This is a genomic window from Pseudonocardia sp. N23, assembly GCF_002583555.1.
Classification (GTDB): domain Bacteria; phylum Actinomycetota; class Actinomycetes; order Mycobacteriales; family Pseudonocardiaceae; genus Pseudonocardia.
Genome location: NZ_BEGX01000028.1, coordinates 157,140 through 175,307 on the forward strand (window position 1 = coordinate 157,140; position 18,168 = coordinate 175,307).

General features: G+C 72.6%; 16 protein-coding genes. 5 read left to right on the top strand and 11 right to left on the bottom strand.

All coding sequences use genetic code 11. The features are described 5' to 3' along the window. Window positions 1-112: 112 nt before the first annotated feature. Window positions 113-1,993: an ABC transporter ATP-binding protein gene (locus tag TOK_RS08830; RefSeq protein WP_098957310.1), complete on the top strand. Its 1,881-nt coding sequence runs from the start codon at window positions 113-115 to the stop codon at window positions 1,991-1,993. Between the two features lie 46 nt (window positions 1,994-2,039). On the opposite strand, the gene TOK_RS08835 is transcribed toward TOK_RS08830, so the two are convergent. Beyond that, the gene (locus tag TOK_RS08835; RefSeq protein ID WP_253258264.1) at window positions 2,040-2,516 is read right to left on the bottom strand and encodes a bifunctional nuclease family protein; all 477 of its coding nucleotides are present in this window, start codon (window positions 2,514-2,516) and stop codon (window positions 2,040-2,042) included. 314 nt (window positions 2,517-2,830) lie between these two features. Between TOK_RS08835 and TOK_RS08840 the strand changes: the two genes are divergently transcribed. Then, entirely contained in the window at window positions 2,831-4,045 is a 1,215-nt protein-coding gene (locus TOK_RS08840) for a hypothetical protein (RefSeq protein ID WP_141566322.1), read from the top strand. Window positions 4,046-4,060: 15 nt separating this feature from the next. On the opposite strand, the gene TOK_RS08845 is transcribed toward TOK_RS08840, so the two are convergent. The 10 genes from TOK_RS08845 to TOK_RS08890 form a co-directional block, all read right to left on the bottom strand. Beyond that, a complete protein-coding gene (locus tag TOK_RS08845; protein WP_098957312.1) occupies window positions 4,061-4,714 on the bottom strand; it encodes a PspA/IM30 family protein in 654 nt (217 codons plus the stop codon). Between the two features lie 26 nt (window positions 4,715-4,740). Then, on the bottom strand, window positions 4,741-5,319 hold the full coding sequence (locus tag TOK_RS08850; RefSeq protein WP_098957378.1) for a TerD family protein: 579 nt from the start codon (window positions 5,317-5,319) through the stop codon (window positions 4,741-4,743). A 47-nt stretch (window positions 5,320-5,366) separates the two neighbouring features. Then, entirely contained in the window at window positions 5,367-6,830 is a 1,464-nt protein-coding gene (locus TOK_RS08855) for a peptide MFS transporter (RefSeq protein WP_256387967.1), read from the bottom strand. A gap of 203 nt (window positions 6,831-7,033) precedes the next feature. Then, window positions 7,034-8,086 (bottom strand): pyrimidine utilization protein A, encoded by a 1,053-nt coding sequence (gene rutA / locus TOK_RS08860; protein ID WP_098957313.1) that lies wholly within the window; start codon window positions 8,084-8,086, stop codon window positions 7,034-7,036. Window position 8,087: 1 nt separating this feature from the next. Further along, window positions 8,088-9,113, bottom strand: coding sequence for an LLM class flavin-dependent oxidoreductase (locus tag TOK_RS08865; protein WP_098957314.1), 1,026 nt, complete (start codon window positions 9,111-9,113; stop codon window positions 8,088-8,090). Continuing rightward, the gene (locus tag TOK_RS08870) at window positions 9,106-10,497 is read right to left on the bottom strand and encodes an MmgE/PrpD family protein (protein ID WP_098957315.1); all 1,392 of its coding nucleotides are present in this window, start codon (window positions 10,495-10,497) and stop codon (window positions 9,106-9,108) included. Before TOK_RS08870 ends, TOK_RS08865 begins: the two co-directional genes overlap by 8 nt. Before the next feature lie 28 nt (window positions 10,498-10,525). Next, window positions 10,526-11,953: an amidase gene (locus TOK_RS08875; protein WP_098957380.1), complete on the bottom strand. Its 1,428-nt coding sequence runs from the start codon at window positions 11,951-11,953 to the stop codon at window positions 10,526-10,528. Continuing rightward, window positions 11,950-12,150 (bottom strand): hypothetical protein, encoded by a 201-nt coding sequence (locus TOK_RS08880; protein ID WP_098957316.1) that lies wholly within the window; start codon window positions 12,148-12,150, stop codon window positions 11,950-11,952. Before TOK_RS08880 ends, TOK_RS08875 begins: the two co-directional genes overlap by 4 nt. Next, window positions 12,147-13,310 carry an acyl-CoA dehydrogenase family protein gene (locus TOK_RS08885; RefSeq protein ID WP_098957317.1) on the bottom strand — a complete coding sequence of 388 codons (1,164 nt, stop codon included), beginning with the start codon at window positions 13,308-13,310 and terminating at the stop codon, window positions 12,147-12,149. The genes TOK_RS08880 and TOK_RS08885 overlap by 4 nt, the downstream gene beginning before the upstream one ends. Before the next feature lies 1 nt (window position 13,311). Further along, window positions 13,312-14,535 carry a CaiB/BaiF CoA-transferase family protein gene (locus TOK_RS08890; protein WP_098957318.1) on the bottom strand — a complete coding sequence of 408 codons (1,224 nt, stop codon included), beginning with the start codon at window positions 14,533-14,535 and terminating at the stop codon, window positions 13,312-13,314. A 98-nt stretch (window positions 14,536-14,633) separates the two neighbouring features. On the opposite strand from TOK_RS08890, the gene TOK_RS08895 reads away from it, so the two are divergent. The 3 genes from TOK_RS08895 to TOK_RS32485 form a co-directional block, all read left to right on the top strand. Next, window positions 14,634-15,392 (top strand): FadR/GntR family transcriptional regulator, encoded by a 759-nt coding sequence (locus tag TOK_RS08895; RefSeq protein WP_098957319.1) that lies wholly within the window; start codon window positions 14,634-14,636, stop codon window positions 15,390-15,392. A gap of 310 nt (window positions 15,393-15,702) precedes the next feature. After that, window positions 15,703-17,061: an NlpC/P60 family protein gene (locus TOK_RS08900; protein WP_098957320.1), complete on the top strand. Its 1,359-nt coding sequence runs from the start codon at window positions 15,703-15,705 to the stop codon at window positions 17,059-17,061. Window positions 17,062-17,458: 397 nt separating this feature from the next. Then, a partial coding sequence (locus TOK_RS32485; RefSeq protein WP_216361907.1) for a hypothetical protein occupies window positions 17,459-18,168 on the top strand: 710 nt, incomplete at its 3' end.

Genomic DNA, 18,168 nt, shown 5'->3' on the forward strand with positions numbered 1-18,168 from the left:
GCAGTCCGGTTGCAGCACAGTGCCGTTCCTGCAGAATCCCCCCGCACCGCCGGGCGCGGCGCGGCCCCACTTCTTGACCTGAAGTCAGGTACAGCTCCTACGGTCGGCGCCCATGGACATCAGCACGTGGAACGCCCTGCGGACCGCCTCGACCGATCCCGGCACCCGGCACGCCCCGGCGTGCGTCACGGCCCGGCGGATCGCCGCGTTCGCGCTGCCCCATCGTCGACGGCTGGGATGGTTCGTGGCGCTGAGCGTCGTCGGCGCGATGCTGGCCGTGGCGACGCCGGTGCTGGCCGGGCGGGTCGTCGACGCCATCGTGGGTCGCGATCCGGCGGGCGTCGTCGGCGGGCTGGCGGCGCTGATCGCGGTGATCGCCCTGGCCGAGGCGGGGCTCGGGCTGGTCACGCGCAAGCTGTCGTCGTCGATCGGCGAGGACCTCATCCTGCAGCTGCGGACCACGGTGTTCGACCACGTGCAACGGATGCCGGTGGCGTTCTTCACCCGCACCCGCACGGGCGCGCTGGTCAGCCGCCTGGACAACGACGTACTGGGCGCGCAGCGGGCGTTCAGCGACACGCTGTCGGGCGTCGTCGGGAACGTGGTGACGCTGGCGCTGACGCTCGTCGTCATGCTGCAGATCTCCTGGCAGGTGACGGTGCTGGCGCTGGTGCTGCTGCCGGTGTTCGTACTGCCGGCGCGGCTGATGGGCAGGCGGCTGGCCGCTCTGCAGCGTGAGGGCGCCGACCACAACGCCGCCATGACCGCGCAGATGACCGAGCGGTTCTCGGCACCGGGAGCGACGCTGGTGAAGCTGTTCGGCCGCCCCGCCGACGAGTCCGCCGACTTCGCGGCCCGCGCGAGCCGGGTGCGCGACATCGGGGTGCGGACGGCGATGGTGCACTGGGTGTTCGTGACGGCGCTGACCGTCGTGTCCGCGCTGGCGTTGGCGCTGGTCTACGGCGTGGGCGGGACGCTGGCGATCGCGGGCACGCTGGAGGCGGGGGCGGTCGTGTCGCTGGCGCTGCTGCTGACCCGCCTCTACGCCCCGCTGACCGCGCTGGCCGGTGCCCGCGTCGAGGTGATGACCGCGCTGGTGAGCTTCGAGCGGGTGTTCGAGGTGCTGGACCTGCCGCCGCTGATCGTCGACGCCCCCGACGCCCGCCCGGTGCCGGCGGGCCTTGTGTCGGTCGAGTTCGACCACGTGCGGTTCGGCTACCCGGCGGCGTCGCAGGTGTCGCTGGCGTCGCTGGAGGACGTGGCGACGCTGGACACCCGCGGCGGTGTCGAGGTGCTCCACGACGTCTCGTTCCGCGCCGAGCCGGGCCAGTTGGTGGCGGTGGTGGGCTCGTCGGGTGCGGGCAAGTCGACGATCGGGTCGCTGCTGCCGCGGCTCTACGACGTGGACTCCGGCGCGGTCCGGCTCGCGGGCATCGACGTGCGGGAGCTGAGCTCGGAGTCGGTGCGCGCGACGGTCGGCGTCGTGACCCAGGACGGGCACCTGTTCCACGACACGATCCGGGCGAACCTGCTGTTCGCCGCGCCCGGAGCGGACGACGCACAGCTCTGGGAGGCGCTGCGCCGGGCCCGGCTCGAGGGTCTGGTGGCGGGCCTGCCGGACGGGCTGGACACCGTCGTCGGCGAGCGCGGGTACCGGCTCTCGGGCGGCGAACGGCAGCGGCTCACGATCGCGCGCCTGCTGCTGGCCCGCCCGCGGGTCGTGGTGCTCGACGAGGCGACCGCACACCTGGACTCCACGTCCGAGGCGCAGGTGCAGGAGGCGCTCGGCGAGGCCCTCGACGAGCGGACGGCGATCGTGATCGCGCACCGCCTGTCGACGGTCCGTTCGGCCGACCGGATCCTCGTCGTGGAGGACGGCCGGATCGTCGAGACGGGAACCCACGACGCCCTGCTCGCCGCGGGCGGCCGCTACGCCGACCTGCACCGCACGCAGTTCAGCGACGCCGCGCCGGCGCCCGTGACCGCCGCCTGACCCGCGCCCCGAGGGGCCCGCACACAGGGTCGGGCTACTCACACGGTCACTCCTTGAAGTCCTCCGGGGAGACGTCGTCGATGAACTCACGGAACTCCTGGATCTGCTCCTCCGGGGGCGAGTCACCGCCGTCGGGGAAGAGAGCGGAGATCGGCTGGCCGACCTCGTCGAGGATCGCCTCGGCCATCCCGATCGGCAACGAGTCCCGCACGGCGAGCGACAGCGCGTCGCTCGGCCGGGCCGGGACCCGGGTGTCGCCGTCGAACACGACGTCGGCGCTGAAGGTGCCGCTGGAGAGCTCCGTGATCTCGACGCCCTCGATCCGCCGCCCCAGCCCCTCGACGATCGGCACGATCATGTCCTGGGTCAGCGGCGGCTGGGCATCGCTGCGGACGCCGAACGCGATGACCTCCGCCTGCGGCCCGCGGAGGAACACCGGGACGCAGCGGTCGCCGTCGACCTCCCCGAGCAGCAGCACCGGCTGTCTGCTCGGCGCGTGCACCACCAGTCGCAGTACCCGCATCGCACGCATGGTCACCCCCGGTGGGAGGCGCCGGACCGGTCGTCGGCGCCCGGATCGCACAGTGTCGTGCACCGGGGCCGCCGCGGCCAGCGGATGGATCATTCTGAGACCGCGGGCCATCCCAGCTTCTCGGGCAGGATGGTGACGTGACCCTGGGGACGGACGGCGCCGACATCGCCGCGGTGTGGGAGCGCCCGCCGGGCGCTGGACGCGGTGGAACCACGTGCGCGCGGTGACGTCGACGGTCGCGACGGTCCTGCTGGTCGTCGGCTGACGCACCTAAGCTGATCAGGTACGGACGGGAGGGGGCATCGATGACGCGGGCAGCGGCCGGATCGGTGCGCGACGCCGCCGACTCGGCCTACCGCGCTGCCGCCGACGCATTCCTCGCCCTCGACGAGGCCGAGCTGTCGGCCTGGGAGGCCGCCGACGCGCTGGTCGCGCTGGAACCCCGCCGCGAGGCCGCGATCCGCGCCGACGTCGACTCCTCGTGCAGGTCCGCGAACGCCGCGGTCGTCGACTGGATCACCGCGGTCGACACGCACCAGACGGCGATCCGCGACCCACAGGCCAACCACGCGGCGCTGGCCGCGGCCGCCCGGGACTTCACGACGGTGCGGGCCTCGCTGGAACGCGCCACCCCGATGGCGCGGCGCTACCGCGAACGCAACGAGGACGCCGTCTCCAGGCTGGCCGCGGTGGCCGGGAAGCGCGACGTCGCCGCGCGGGCGGCGTTCGTCGCCGTCGACGAGGCGTCAGCCGCCGTCGAGCGGGCCCGCGCGGCGGGTCTGGCCCCCGCGGAGCTCGACGTCGCGCTCGGCACGGTCCGCGACCAGGTCGCTGCCGCCGGGGCCGCCGGCATCGGTCCCGCGGCCGTCTCGGCGTGGGGTGCGGCCGAGACCGCGGCGCGCGAGGTCGTCGGTGCGGCGGAGCGCGCCGAGCGGGTGCGCACCGACCTGCCCAAGCGGGTGCGGTCGCTGGCGACCCGGGCGGCGGGCATCGAGGGACGCGCGGAGTCGTTGCCCGACAAGCTGTCCAACCTCCGGCGCAGCTACTCGCTCGCGTGCTCGGCCGGGCTGGAACGAGCGGGCGACGACGTCGCCGGAGCCCTGACCACCGGCCGCCGTGCGCTCGCCACCGCGGAGACCGCGATGGGTGCCGACGACTGGGCCCGCGCGACCCGCGAGGTCGACACCGCGCGGAGCTCGCTCGACGACGCCGAGAAGGTCCTCAGCGCCGTCGCCGACCGGCTGCGGATGCTCGACGAGGTCCGCGCCGACCCGAAGGGCCGCCTCGACAAGGCGCGGTTCACCCTGCGTGACGCGCAGCGGCTCGTCGTGGCCACCGGGCCGCGCGTCGCGACCGAGATCCCGACGCTCGACGCGCTCGCCGGCCGGCTCGACCGCGCGCCGCAGCTGCTCGACGCCACCCACCCCGACTACTGGTCCTACCTGCAGGAGCTCGACGCGGTGACCCGCGACGCGCAGGCCACGGTCACCCGCGTCCGGGAGCGGATAGCAACGGGCTGAGCCGGTCCTCGACGCTCAGCCCTCGCCGCGCATCTCCCCGAGCCGGCGTTCGACCGAGTCGGGCGGTGCACCCGGCGTCGCCGCCCCGCGCCCGCGGGCCGAGGCTGCGGCGACCTCGGCGTCGGCACCCGCCCGGTACGACAGCGCTTCCGCCTCCTCGCGGGTGCGGGCGAGCAGGGCAGCCGGGTCGTCGTCGACACCCGGGGTGGCGGCGAGGACGGCCGCCGCACGTTCCTGTGCCTCGGCTGCCGACAGCGTCGCCAGCACCGTGGCCTTCTCGGCCTCCATCCGGTCGAGGTCGTCGCGCAGCCGGGCCGTCATCTCCCGCATCTGGACGAGCTGGTTCGCGATCTGGTCCCGGTGCGCGGTGAGGCCCTCGATCTGCTCGGCCAGCCCGGCCTGGCGCACCAGCAGCCGCCGGGCCTCGTCCTCACGGCCGGCGCGCAGCTGCTCACGGGCGGCGTCGTCGAGGTCGGTGATCTCACTGCGGTAGCGGGCCACCAGCAGCTCGAGGCGGCGACGGCCCGTGGCCACCTCGGCCATCCCCAGCCGCGCCGCGGCGTACTCGTCGGCGCGGCGGGCGACGGCGTCCTCCAGCTGACGACGGGGGTCGGCGGGCGGCGTCGGTTCCGGCTCACGCCCGCCACCGAAGATCCGTCTCAGCACCATCCCGGGTCCCCTCGCCGCACGCCGGGTCAGCCCACGTTGACGCCGTAGTCCCGCGCGATCCCCGCCAGCCCGGACGCGTAGCCCTGACCGACGGCACGGAACTTCCAGTCGCCGTTGTGCCGGTAGACCTCGCCGAAGATCATCGCGGTCTCGGTGGAGGCGTCCTCGGTGAGGTCGTAACGGGCGATCTCGACGCCGTTCTCCTGGTTCACCACACGGATGAACGCGTTCGAGACCTGGCCGAAGTTCTGCAGGCGGGCGTCGGCGTCGTAGATGCTGACGGGGAACACGATCTTGGACACGTCGTCGGCCATCTTCGACAGGTCGATCTTGATCGCCTCGTCGTCGCCGTCGCCGTCACCTGTGAGGTTGTCGCCGGTGTGCTCGATCGTGCCGTCGGGGCTCGTGAGGTTGTTGAAGAACACGAAGTGATCGTCGGACAGCACGCGCCCGGACGCGCCACAGGCCAGCGCGGACGCGTCGAGGTCGAAGTCGTGTCCGGTGGTCACCCGGGCGTCCCAGCCGAGGCCGATCAGCACGGCCGTCAGGCCAGGAGCCTCCTTGGAGAGGCTGACGTTTCCACCCTTGGCAAGACTCACACTCACGAACCGATCCACCTTCCGCTAGCCGGACATCCCACACCGAGTATTCCCTATCGGACGCCGCTCATGAGGCGACGGACGAGCGGGGTGACCGCCAGCAGCAGCAGGCCCACACCGATCGCGACAGCACCGAGTATGCCGAAGTACGGGACCTCGTCGTCGGCGTTGTAGTACCCGGCCAGCGTGCCCGACAGGGCCGTTCCCAGCGCGATGGACAGGAAGAACAGCGCCACCATCTGCGTCCGGTACGACTCGGGGGCGAGCTTCGTCGACACCGACAGCCCGACGGGCGAGAGCAGCAGCTCGCCGATCGTGAACACGAACAGGATGCCGACGATGCCCAGCAGCGGCGCGCTGTTCGGCCCGCCGCCCGCCATCGGCAGGAACAGCAGGAACCCCACGCCGACGATCGCGACGCCGAGGGCGAACTTGACGGGTGTCGACGGCGCCCGGTTGCCCAGCTTCGTCCAGACGACGGTGAACACGCCGGACAGGATGATGATGAAGACGGGGTTGATCGACTGCACCCACGCCACCGGCATCTCCCAGCCGAACAGGTTGCGGTTGAGCCGGGTGTCGGAGTAGATCGTCAGCACCGTGAACTGCTGCTGGTACAGCGACCAGAACGCGGCGCTCGCGATGAACAGCGGGATGAACGCCAGTACCCGCTTGCGCTCGACCTGGTTCACCTTGCGGCTGGTGAGCAGCAGGGCGAAGTAGGCGATCGCGGCCACGATCGTCACGCCGATGACGATGAGGTCCAGCCGGTCGGCCGCAAGCGCACCGGTCAGCGCCAGCACCACGATGACGACGGCCACCGCGACGGCCGCGGCGATCGCGATCGTCCGTTCCCGCGCGGACAGCGGCGACGGCACCTCACGCGCCGAGTCGGGCAGGTGCCGGCGGCCGAAGGCGTACTGGACCAGGCCCAGCGCCATGCCGACCGCCGCCAGGCCGAAGCCCCAGTGGAACCCGGCGGTGTCCTGCAGCAGCCCGGTGAGCAGCGGCCCGACCAGCGCGCCCAGGTTGATGCCGAGGTAGAAGAGCGAGAACCCGGCGTCGCGACGTGGGTCGTCGGTCTCGTAGAGGGTGCCGACGAGGCTGGTCGCCGTCGCCTTGACCCCACCACTGCCGACGGCGATCAGCACCAGACCGACGCCCACTCCCAGCAGGCCGGGCAGCGCCGACAGCGCGATGTGCCCGAGCATGACGACGACCGCGGCGTAGAACAGCACCCGCTCCGGGCCGGCGACCCTGTCCGCGATCCAGGCGCCGAGGATCGTCGACAGGTAGACCAGACCGCCGTAGGCGCCGACGATGCCGGCCGCGACGCCCCGGTCGACGCCGAGGCCGCCCTCCGCGACGGAGTAGTACAGGTAGATGAGGAGGATGCCCTGCATCCCGTAGAACGAGAACCGTTCCCACATCTCAACGCCGAACAGGCTGGCCAGGGTGCGAGGTTGCCCGAAGAAGGTCCGTTCCGGACGTGTCGGGCGTTCGGCGACGTCGCTCACGTGATCACAGTGCACCCGGATGCGCACGATCCGCTACGGCTGTGCCTGTGCGCCACCCACGTCGTTGCAGGATCGGCACTTTCCCGCAACCGGGCTGCAGGAAGATGCCGTTCCTGCACGTGTCGCCCGCCCCGAACGCGAACGAACGGCCCAGTCGCGCGACTGAGTTGCAGCACTGTGCCGTTCGTTCGGATCAGCGGGCCTCAGCCCAGCAGGGGCATGACCTTCTCCCCGAAGTCGTGCACGCCCTGCTCGAAGTCGTCGAAGGTGAACATCATTCCCTTGACGCCCTCCATCCCGGCGACCTGGTCGATCTGGCGCGCGACCGTCTCGTGCGAGCCGACGAGCGTCGCCATGTTGAAGTTGATCGCGCCCTCGGGCAGCGTGATCGTCCGGGCGGTGCCGGAGCCGTCGGCGGAGACGTCCTTGCCGCCCTCGTCGGACATGTAGCCGAGCGCGGCGGCGTCGGCGCCCGCGATGTAGGAGGCCCACTTGGCCTGGGCCTCCTCGTCGGTGTCGGCCATGATCGCCATGAACAGCGGCAGGGAACCGACGTCGCGGCCCGCCTCCTCGGCGAACCGGGCGAGGCGCTGGGTGGGCTCGCGGTAGGTCTCGGGGTCGTTGACGCCGGGGTTGAGGATGAAGTTGTAGTCGCCGTGCTCGGCGCAGAACCGCATGCCGCGCTCGGACTGGCCCGCGCACACGATGTCGACGTGGGCGGACGGGCGCGGCGAGAGCACGCAGTCGGTCATCGTGAAGTACTCGCCGTCGAGGTCGCAGCGGCCCGTCTCCCACAGGTCGCGCAGCACCTTCACGTACTCGGTCGAGTAGTCGTAGCGGTGACCGAAGTACTCGTCGCCGGGCCACAGGCCCATCTGCTCGTACTCCCCCGACGCCCAGCCCGAGACGATGTTGATGCCGAACCGGCCGGGGGCGATGGAGTCGATCGTCGACGCCATCCGGGCCACCAGCGCCGGCGGCAGGGTGAGTACCGCCGTGGAGGCGTAGAGCTTGATCCGGTCGGTGACGGCCGCCAGGCCCGCCATCAGCGTGAACGACTCCAGGTTGTGGTCCCAGAACTCGGTCTTCCCGCCGAAGCCGCGCAGCTTGATCATCGACAGCGCGAACGCGAAGCCCTGCCGTTCGGCCTCCTGCACGACGCGCTTGTTGAGGTCGAACGTCGGCATGTACTGAGGGGCGTTCTCCGAGATCAGCCAGCCGTTGTTGCCGATCGGGATGAAGACACCGAAGTCCATGTCAGCTGCCTTTCCTCGATTCGCGCAGTGCGGGGACGACTTCCTTGGCGAGCAGTTCGATCGAGCCGAGCGCGTCCTGCATCGGCATCCCGGCCCAGTCGGTCCGGAACAGGAAGTGGTCGACGCCCAGCTCACGCCACGGGAGCAGCGCGTCGAGACAGTCCTGCGGGGTGCCGATCACGAACCGGTCCGACGACAGCTCGTCGTAGGCGGTGCGGAAGGACTCCTTGTCGGGCATGACCTTGTCCTGGCCCCAGTCCGCGTAGACGGCGTACTTCGCGGCGAGGTGCGGGCCGGCCAGCTCGACGGCCTTCTCCCTGGTCGGGGCGCAGAAGACCTCGCGCATCAGGGGCAGCTCGGTGACGGGTCCGCGGTCGGCCGCCGCGCGTTCGTCGCCGAAGATCTCCAGCTGCCGACGGACGGTCGTCGCCGTGGCGTGCGGGTTGATCATCCAGGTGTCGGAGAGCCGGGCGGCGCGGCGGACGGCCTTGTCGCTGTTGGCGGCCATCCAGATCGGGGGCTTCCCGAGGGGCAGCATGGTGGCTCGGACGCCGTCGAGGCGGCACCACGGCAGGTCGGCGTGGACCTCCTCGCCCGCCCACAGCGCCTCGACGATCCGCAGGTTCTCCTCGAACCGGTGGACCCGGCCGGTCTTCCCGATGCCGAACGCGTCGTACTCGAGGTCGCGGTAGCCCAGGCCCACACCGAAGATCAGCTTCCCGCCGCAGACGATGTCGAGGCTCGCGTAGTTCTCGGCGGTGTCGACGGGGTTGTGCAGGGCGAGCAGGTGGATCCCGATGCCGACGCGCATGTCCCCGGCCTCGGCGGCGAGCCGGGCCAGCCAGGGCAGCGGCTGGATGTGCGCCAACGACTCCGCGAGATGGTGCTGGCCCGCGAAGACGGAGTCGTAGCCGAGGTCGCGGGCCGCCCGGACCAGCGTCAGCTGGTCGTCCAGGGTGGCCCGCGCGTCCTGGCCCGCCGGTCGCTGGTGGGTGAGGAAGATGCCCGCGGAGCAGCCGTCAGCCACGGAGCGCCTCCGCGAAGTCGCGGGCGGGCGTGTCGTCCCCGAGCCCGAGAACCGCCTCGCGGACCCGATCCGCCACAGCGGAGTCGACGACCAGCGCCATCGACTCGGCGAACTTGGCGGCGATCTCGTCGTTGGAGAGCGGGCGCTCGTCGTGGCCCCGGTTCACCTGCTCGCGACGGGTCAGCACGCGGCCGTCGGCGAGCTCGATCTCGACGTAGCCGGAGTAGGCGCGCGGGAATGCGCTCTCGTCGTCGGGGGTGACGGTGACCTTGCGGGCGAGGTCGAGGATCTCCCGGTCGGCCAACACCTCGTCGGCCAGCTCGGCCAGCCCGAAACGCCCGCGTGCGAGCGCCGCGGACACGACGAACGGGAGGCTGAACTTGGCGTCGTAGTCGCTGCGGGGCTCCCACTTCGCCTCGGGCGGCTCGCAGACGACCTTGCCCGGCACGGGATGGATGCGGCAGCGGATCGCGGCGATGTCGCCCGTCGCCAGGTCGTGCTCCGCGCGCAGGTCCAGCACCGCGTCGGCGAAGGCGTGGATGAAGTGGCAGATCGGGTAGGGCTTGACCGCGGTGCGCATCAGCTCCCACGTGGTGCCGAGTCCCTCGGCGACGGCGCCCGGATCGGTGTCGCGTCCGGCCAGGTGGGTGTTGTAGAGGCCGAACCGGCCCTCGTAGACCGCAGGCGGGCCGACCCAGCCGAAGCGGGCGAAGCTCGCCGCGGTGAGCCCGCACATCGCGGCCCAGCCCGGGTGCTGACGCTTGGTCCACGACCCGTCCTGCAGGAACTCCATGATCCCCGCGGCCATGGAGCCGACGGTGCCCTGCGCGGCGACGAGCCCGTCTGCGTCGAGGCCCGCGAGCTTGCCCGCGGCGACGGCGGCGCCGAACGCGCCCGCAACGCCGGTGGGGTGGTAGCCGACGTCGTGGAACCCGGGGGATCCGCCCATCCCCACCCGCGCCGAGACCTCGACGGCCAGCACGTACGCGGTGAGCAGGTCCCGGGTGGTCGCGCCGGCTGTCGTCGCCGCGGAGAGCGCCGCGGGCAGGGCGGCCGCCGTCACGTGGGTGACGGCCGGGATGTGGGTGTCGTCGAAGTCCAGGCCGTGGATGAGCACACCGTTGAGGACCGCGGCGTCACGCGGGTCGAGGCGGTCGGGCATGCCGATGACGGGATGGTCGCCCCTGGTCAGCGCGGACAGCGCGTCGCGGGCGACGGCGGGATATCCGTAGGCCGTCGACGCGAACGCGAGACCCACGGCGTCGAGGACGAGATGACGGGCACGGTCGAGGACCTCGGCCGGGATGTCGGCGTACTCCAACGCTGCGCCGAACTCCGCGACCCGTCCGGACATCGTCGTGCGGACCGGGCTCTCGATGCTCACAGCAGTACCTCCGAGTCGATTTCTCGCGTCAGTCGGGTGTGGTGCCGCTCACGCCCGACGATACGTCGGACAATTTGCGGACGGAAGGGACGGCGAGGTGGTGCGCCGTCTGTTGCTGGAAGACCCGGGCCGCGCGCAACGCGACCGCTTCGCCGTGCGGCGGGGCCATGAGCTGCGCGGACACCGGCAGGCCGTCGGGGGCGAACCCCGTGGGCAGCGCGAGGCCCGGCGCCCCCGTGAGGTTGCCGAGCATCGTCGAGCGCGACTGGGCCGCGTAGAGCGGGAACTCCTCCCCGTCGACGACGACCGTCCCGTCGGGCAGCCGCGGCGCGGTCGACGGGCACGTCGGGACGACGATCAGGTCCGCGCCGGCGAAGACGTCGTCGAGCTCGCGCTGCAGCCGCACCCGGAACTGCTGGGCCAGCAGGTAGTCGACGGCCGGGATCGCGATGCCCTGGGAGATGCGCGAGACCAGCACGGGGTCGTACTCCGACCAACGGTCGGCGTTGACCCGGTGCACGCTCGCAGCCTCGGCGAACACGATCCGATAGCCGATCGCGAGCACCTCCGACGCCGACGGGATCGTGGCCTCGACGATCTCCGCACCCGCGTCGGCGAGGGACGCGACCAGCGCGTCGATGCCCGCGCGAACCGCGGCGTCGCACATCTCGGTGAGGTAGCCGCCGACGACGGCGACCCTGATGCCGCGCAGGTCGTCGCCGAGCTCCGGCATGAACGGTGGCAGCTCACCGGCGCGCGGGTCGACGCCGTCGGGCCCGCGCAGCAGCCCGAACAGCAGTTCCGCGTCGCGGGCGCTGCGGCACAACGGCCCGACCGTCTCGACGGTCCACGACAGCGGCAGGACGCCGGTCCGCGGGATCGCGCCCATCGTCGGCTTGAGGCCGGTGAGCCCGCACCACGCCGACGGCAGCCGGACCGAGCCGCCGACGTCTGTCCCCAGCCCGAACGGCACCGCCCGCGCCGCGACGGCCGCCGCCGTGCCCATCGACGAGCCGCCCGCCCAGCGCCGCGGGTCCCACGGGTTGCGGGTGGCGCCGAAGCGCGGCGGGTTGGGGCCGCCGACGGCGAACTCCGTCGTCGCGTCCTTGCTGATCGCGATCGCGCCCGCCGACTCCAGCCGGCGCACGACCTCGGCGCTGCGGACGGCGGGCGCGTCGGAGGAGACCCAGGAGCCGCCGGTCGTCGGCACACCCTCGACGTCGATGACGTCCTTCACCGCGAACGGCACGCCCTCCAGCGGACGGGCGGTGCCGTCGGCCCAGCGGCGCGCGGAGTCGGCCGCGGCGGCGGTGGCGCGGTCGTCGAGGAAGGCGATGGTGCAGTTCAGGGCCTCGTGGACCTCTTTCAGACGCGCGAGCGAGTCCGCGACCGTCTCCCGTGGGTCGGCGCCCCCGCGGAAGGCGTCGAGCAGGTCGTGGACATCATCAGAGCTCATCGGCCGCGCAGCCACGCGTCGCCGTGTGCGGGGTCCATCGGCCAGCCGTCGTCGAGCGGGGCGTCGGCGCGCAACCGGGCCGCGGCGGGCTCGCCGGCCTCGACGGCAGCGCGCACGTCGGCGATCTGCGCGTCGTCGAGGTGGTAGCCCAGGCGCTCGGCGAGCGCTGCCAGCGCGACGATGTCCGGCAGGCTCACCTGATCACGGCCTTGCCCGACAGCAACGACTTGGCGACGACGGTGCGCAGCACGTCGTTGGTGCCCTCGCCGATCGACATCAGCGGGGCGTCGCGGTAGAGCCGCTCGACCTCGAACTCGGTGGAGTAGCCGTAGCCGCCGTGGATGCGCATCGAGTCGGCGGCCAGCTCCATCGCGGCCTCCGACGCGGCGATCTTGGCCATCCCCGACTCGGTGTCCATGCGGACGCCCTCGTCCATCCGCGACGCGGCCCAGTACGTCATCAACCGGGCGGACTGGAGCTTGACCGCCATCTCCGCCAACCGCAGCTGGACGGCCTGGAAGTCGCCGATCGGGCCGCCGAACGCGGTGCGCTCGCGGGCGTAGTTCAACGCCTCGTCGTAGGCCCGCTGGGCGACTCCGACGCTGCGCGCCGCGATGTTGATCCGGCCGGTCTCCAACGCGGACAACGCCTGCTGCAGCCCGCGCCCCTCGACGCCGCCGAGCAGCTGGGACTCGGGGACGCGGACGTCGGTGAGGACGACCTCGCACGACTCGGTGCCCTTGTAGCCGAGCTTGCCGATGTCGGCGGTGACCTCGAAGCCCTCGGAGTCGGCCTCCACCAGCAGGATCGACATGCCCTTGTGGGCGGGCGTCGCCGACGGGTCGGTCTTGACCAGTACCGGAAGCGGGTCCGCGTAGCGCGCGTTGGTGATCCACATCTTGGTGCCGTTGACGATGTAGGAGTCACCGTCCTTCTTGGCGACGGTCGTGATGCCCTGCAGGTCCGTGCCCGCGCCGGGCTCGGTGAGCGCGATACCGGTCCGCCGCTCACCGGTCGCGAGCTCGGGCAGGTACTTCCGCTTCTGCTCCTCGGTGCCGTGGTGGGCGAGCATCCAGCTGGAGACGGAGTGGCTGCCGAGGATGCCCGCGATGCCCATCCAGCCGCGCGAGATCTCCTCGAACGTCAGCGCGAAGCTGACGTTGTCGGCGCCGAGGCCGCCGTACTCCTCCGGGATCACCAGACCGAACAGGCCCAGCTCGCGCATCCCGGCGACGATCTCCGTCGGGTAGCGGCCCTCCCGCTCCCACTCGCGCGCGACCGGCACGATCTCCCGGTCGACGAAGTCGCGCAACGTCTGCCGGAACAGCCGCTGCTCGTCGTTGAGCCCGAAGTCCATGTCAGTCCTTCCCCACGTCCGTCCGAGAACCGAGCGCTCCCGATCGCCGCAGGGCGGCGATCCGGTCGTCGTCGTAGCCGAGGCCGCGCAGGACGGACCCGGTGTGCTCGCCCATCGCCGGGGCCGCGCGGGTCGGGGCGCGGTCGTCGCCGGGCGGGCCGACCCGCACCGCGGACCGCAGCGTCCGGACCGTCCCGTAGCGCGGGTGCTCGGTCTCGGCGATCAGGTCGCGTTCGAGGGTGTGCGGGTCGGTCAGCGCGTCGTCGACCTCGTTGATCGGTGCGCACGGGATCGACGCCGCGTAGAGGTCGACCAGCCACTCCGCGGCGGTCCGGCCGGCGAAGATCTCCTCCAGCAGCGGGATGATCACGTCGCGGTGCCGGGCCCGGTCGGCGAACGTCGCGAACCGCGGGTCGCCGGCAAGCTCCGGACGACCGATGACGACGGTGAGCCGCTGCCAGAACTTCTCCTTCGCGCAGCCGACCACGAGCCAGCCGTCGGAGGCCTCGAAGGCCTGGAACGGGATGAGCGACGGGTGTGCGGAGTGCCGGGTGCGGACGGGCTCGAACCCCGCGGTCATGTGCCAGGTCGCCGGGTACGTCAGCAGGCTGACGGCCGTGTCGTAGAGGCTGACGTCGCAGTCGGTGCCGACGCCGTCGCGGCGCGCCGCGTGGATGCCCGCGAGGAGCGAGATGGCCGCGACGTACCCGCCCGAGTAGTCGACGAGTGAGAGTCCCGTCTTCTGCGGCGGCCCGCCCGGCTCACCGGTCAGCGACATCCAGCCGCCGAGGGCCTGCAGGACGTAGTCGTAGCCCGGCTCGCGCGACCGCGGCCCGGTCATCCCGAAGCCGGTCAGCGAGCAGCACACGATGCGCGGGTTGACCTCTACCAGGTCGGCGTAGCGGATGCCGAGCTTCGCGGGCACGTCGCCGCGCAGGTTGGAGTAGACGGCGTCGGCACCACGCACCAGGTCGTGGAACACCTCGCGGCCCTCGGGGGTGCGGATGTCGAGGGTGATCGACGACTTGTCCCGGTTGAACGACTCGAAGAACAGCGAGCCGCCGTCCTCGGCGTAGGGCGGGACGTGCCGGCCGACGTCGCCCCCGACACTCGGGTCCTCGATCTTGACGATGTCCGCGCCCAGCTCGGCGAGGTGCATCGAGCCGAAGGGACCTGCACCGTACTGCTCGAGGGAGACGATCCGGACGTCCTCCAACGGCCTCATCGCGACCCACCTCCTCGTCGGTACGACACCACCGCCACGCTAAAACGTCAGACGTTTGACGGTCAACCGCTCACCAGCGACGGATAGGGTCATCGGCCGTGCCCGCCGACGACCCCGCTCGCGCCGCCCGGCTGCAGGTCCGCCGCGACCGGCCCGCCTACCAGCAGGTCGCCGACGAGCTGCGCACCCAGATCGTCGGCGGACTGCTCCCTGCCGGGGCACGGCTGCCCAACGAGGCCGAGCTGAGCCGGTCCTTCGCGGTCAGCCGCAGCACCGTGCGCGAGGCGCTGCGGTCACTGGCGAGCCAGCACCTCGTCGAGACCCGGCGCGGTGTGCAGGGCGGCTCGTTCGTCGCCGCCCCCGATCCGCAACGGCTCGTCGCCGCGCTCGCCGAGTCACTCGGCCTCCTCGTCCGCACCCCGCGGCTCGGGCTCGCCGACCTCCTCGAGGCCCGGCTGCTCCTCGAACCCGCCGCGGCCCGGCTCGCCGCGCAACGCGCCGACCCCGGCACCGTCGAGGCGGTCCGGACCGCCGCACGGGCGCCGCACGACCCGCGCGACCCCAGCGGCTTCGTGCCGCACCTCGACTTCCACACGACGATCCTCATGGCCACCGGGAACCTCATGTTCACGCTCATGGGCCGGCCGGTGTCCGACGTGCTGCGCACCAGCCTCGACCGCGCCGCCGTCGACCAGGGGGAATGGGCCGCCGTCGACGCCGACCACGCCGCCATCGCGGAGCACATCGCAAAGGGCCGGGCGGACGAGGCGGAGTCCGCCATGCGGCAGCACCTCGAGTCGTTGCGTCCGCTCTACGAGCGCGCCGGCCGGTGGGACGACACCGCGACGAGCGGATGATCCTGCACCACAAGCGGTCAGTCGACCGTTCGTCGCGCCGCCACGCACACCTGTGACCGCTCGTCGCAGTACACCCATGCGCTGACGTGCTGTCACTGCCGGTCGTCGCACTCATCGGCGTGGTTGCTGCGGATCTCATCACGGAGTGGTTACTTTCGTATAGCCGCTCGGTGCACACGCCGAGCGACGCGCCTGGTCGGCCGTCTCCACCTGCCCGCCGACACTCCCCCAGGTGCCCGCGCTTCCCGGGGCAGGTACGGACGAGGTCGCTCCCCATCCTCTTCGCCCGTATGACGGCAAGGACCGCTACATGGCTACGCACCGTGCTGTCGCTCTGCTCGACAAACCCGGCGCTACCCGTACTGCTCGCCCCGCCGCCGAACTGATCGCCGAGTTCGGCGTCGAACTGCCGTCGGTCCCGTCCGACCGTCCGCGCCACGGCAGTGCCCTGCCGTTGCCGCGCACCGATGTCGACGCCGCACACCCCCTGATCCCCACCCAGGCGAGCCGCCGGCCCGACTGGTTCACCACCGGGTGGAGCGCCCCGGTCGTCGAGACCACCGACGACGCTCTGCAGGCCGACCGCACGACCGACGAGGTCCGTGCCCGCGTCGCCGCACTGCTCGCCGAGTTCCCCCCGACGCGCGACACCGAGCTCGTCGGCGGCGCACTGTTCGACGCCTCCGACCGCGCCCCGCTCACCGTCGCCACCCCCACCGACGTCACCGCCACCGACGTCACCGCCACCGGCACCGTCCCCGCCGACGAGATCGCGGATCGGACCGACGTCGAGCAGGACCCTGCGACCGACGCCGACGACGCCCCGACCGCCGCCGACCTGCGCGCCATCGCCACCGACCGCACCGGCGCCCGCCGCGTCTCCGCCGCCCCCGCCGGGCTCGCCGGCGCCACCGCGGCCTTCGCCGTCGAGCAGGCCCGCCGCGCCCGGCTCGGCCGCGTTCCGCACCAGGGTGTGGTCGCCGCCGCGTCGGCCACCGTCCTCGGGGCCACCGCCGCGGTCGTCGCCGTCACCGGCGGCTTCAACGCCCACGACAGCGCCGCGGACCTCAGCGCCACCGTCGACCAGGCCACGCAGCGCATCGAGCTGGCCAAGCCGGCCGAGGTCGTCCCGCCGGTCCAGCTCGGTGGCAACTACGACTCCGCGGCCAAGAAGGTCGCCGAGGCCGCCGACAAGCACCGCGCCGACGCCACCCAGATCATCGCCGCCGCCCGGGCGCCGCAGCACCGCACCGGCAACGCCGGCGGCGCCGACGCCGGTGGGGGCAACGGCGGCGGGGCGTCCGTGCCGGCCGTCGCGGGCAGCGGCAAGGGCGCCACCGCCCTGCGTGCCGCGCTCACCCAGCAGGGCAAGCCGTACGTCTGGGGCGCCGCCGGGCCGTCGGCCTACGACTGCTCCGGCCTCGTCATGTGGGCCTTCAAGCAGGCAGGCGTGAGCCTGCCGCACTCGTCGTCGGCGCAGTCGACGATGGGCACCGCGGTCAGCAAGGACCAGCTCCAGCCCGGCGACCTGGTGTTCTTCTACTCCCCGGTCAGCCACGTCGGCATCTACGTGGGCAACGGCAACATCGTCCACGCGTCGACGGCGGGCCAGCCGGTCAAGATCTCGAAGATCGCCAACATGCCGTTCCACAACGCGCGCCGCCTCTGAGCCACGGGCTCACACTCGGCACGGCACCGGCTCGCGACCGACCGGTGCCGGTTCGCGACCGGTGTCGACGTAGGCGTCCCGGGCCGGGGTCACCGGTGCGGGGCCGTTCGTCGCGCGATCTTCCGCCGTTCGTCGTGCCCCACGACATCACCCGGTCGTGACGCGCGATCTTCACCCGTGCGCCGCCGTGCGCACACTACCGATGGTCGACGACACGCGTGCGTCCTCCTGTTCGTCACTCGATCGTGGCTATAAGGTCCGAGACGTCGCCCGGGGTAGTCACCGGGTGGCGCGCCCGATCGGCTGTCCACACCGCCCCGCCGATCGCTCCCCGGGTGCCCGCGAGATCAGGGGTGGAGCCGGGCAGCGTCGCGCGGGGGACAGCGAGGACGCCTCCATGAGCCAGCGCGTGGCCGACGCGACCACCGACGCCGTGCCCGTCCGCCAGGTCGCCGACGTCATCCTGTCGTTCGGCCTCGAGCTGCCCGCGATTCCCGGCCCTCGCCGACCTGTCCACGACGCACCCCGCCGGCCGGGCCGTCGCGGCTCGGGCGCGCACCGTCTCGCCGACGCTCCCGCCCGTCCACACGTGCAGGACCACACCGAGACCGGGACCGGGGCCAGCCGCACCGTCGCCGTCGCGCCGGAGGTGCTCGCCAAGGCCCGCCGGCTGGCGTTCGGCCCGCCGCTGCCGCCGGTCCCGGTGCAGCGCACCGGAACCCCGGCCCACGGCTTCGCACCCGACGCGATCAACGACCCGGTCGACGACTCCGGCGACGACCCGTGGGCCCCGGCAACCTCCGCGACGACCGCCGTGCCCGCGCCCCGCCGGGCCGGCGCGGCTCCGCACACCACCGTCCTGCCGCGTCAGACCCGCCGCCCCGCCGACGACGGCCCCTGGTCGCCCGAGGGTGCGAGCGGCGCGACCCGGTTCGTCGCAGGCCTCGGCCGGTCGGCCGAGGAGCCCGAGCCGGAACCCGAGACCGACCCCCTCGGCCTCGATGCCACGGCACTCACCGCGGCGGCCGACGCGACGACGGTCCACCGCCTGGTCGACGGCGACGGCGACGGCGACGGCGACGGCGACGGCGACGGCGACGGCGACGG

Excerpts from the sequence above, each read along its gene's own strand:
- TOK_RS08900 (WP_098957320.1), top strand. The coding sequence starts at position 15,703 with ATGGCTACGCACCGTGCTGTCGCTCTGCTCGACAAACCCGGCGCTACC.
- TOK_RS08845 (WP_098957312.1), bottom strand. The coding sequence starts at position 4,714 with ATGGTGCTGAGACGGATCTTCGGTGGCGGGCGTGAGCCGGAACCGACG.
- TOK_RS08835 (WP_253258264.1), bottom strand. The coding sequence starts at position 2,516 with ATGCGGGTACTGCGACTGGTGGTGCACGCGCCGAGCAGACAGCCGGTG.
- TOK_RS08840 (WP_141566322.1), top strand. The coding sequence starts at position 2,831 with ATGACGCGGGCAGCGGCCGGATCGGTGCGCGACGCCGCCGACTCGGCC.
- TOK_RS08875 (WP_098957380.1), bottom strand. The coding sequence starts at position 11,953 with ATGAGCTCTGATGATGTCCACGACCTGCTCGACGCCTTCCGCGGGGGC.
- TOK_RS08830 (WP_098957310.1), top strand. The coding sequence starts at position 113 with ATGGACATCAGCACGTGGAACGCCCTGCGGACCGCCTCGACCGATCCC.
- rutA (WP_098957313.1), bottom strand. The coding sequence starts at position 8,086 with ATGGACTTCGGTGTCTTCATCCCGATCGGCAACAACGGCTGGCTGATC.
- TOK_RS08890 (WP_098957318.1), bottom strand. The coding sequence starts at position 14,535 with ATGAGGCCGTTGGAGGACGTCCGGATCGTCTCCCTCGAGCAGTACGGT.
- TOK_RS08885 (WP_098957317.1), bottom strand. The coding sequence starts at position 13,310 with ATGGACTTCGGGCTCAACGACGAGCAGCGGCTGTTCCGGCAGACGTTG.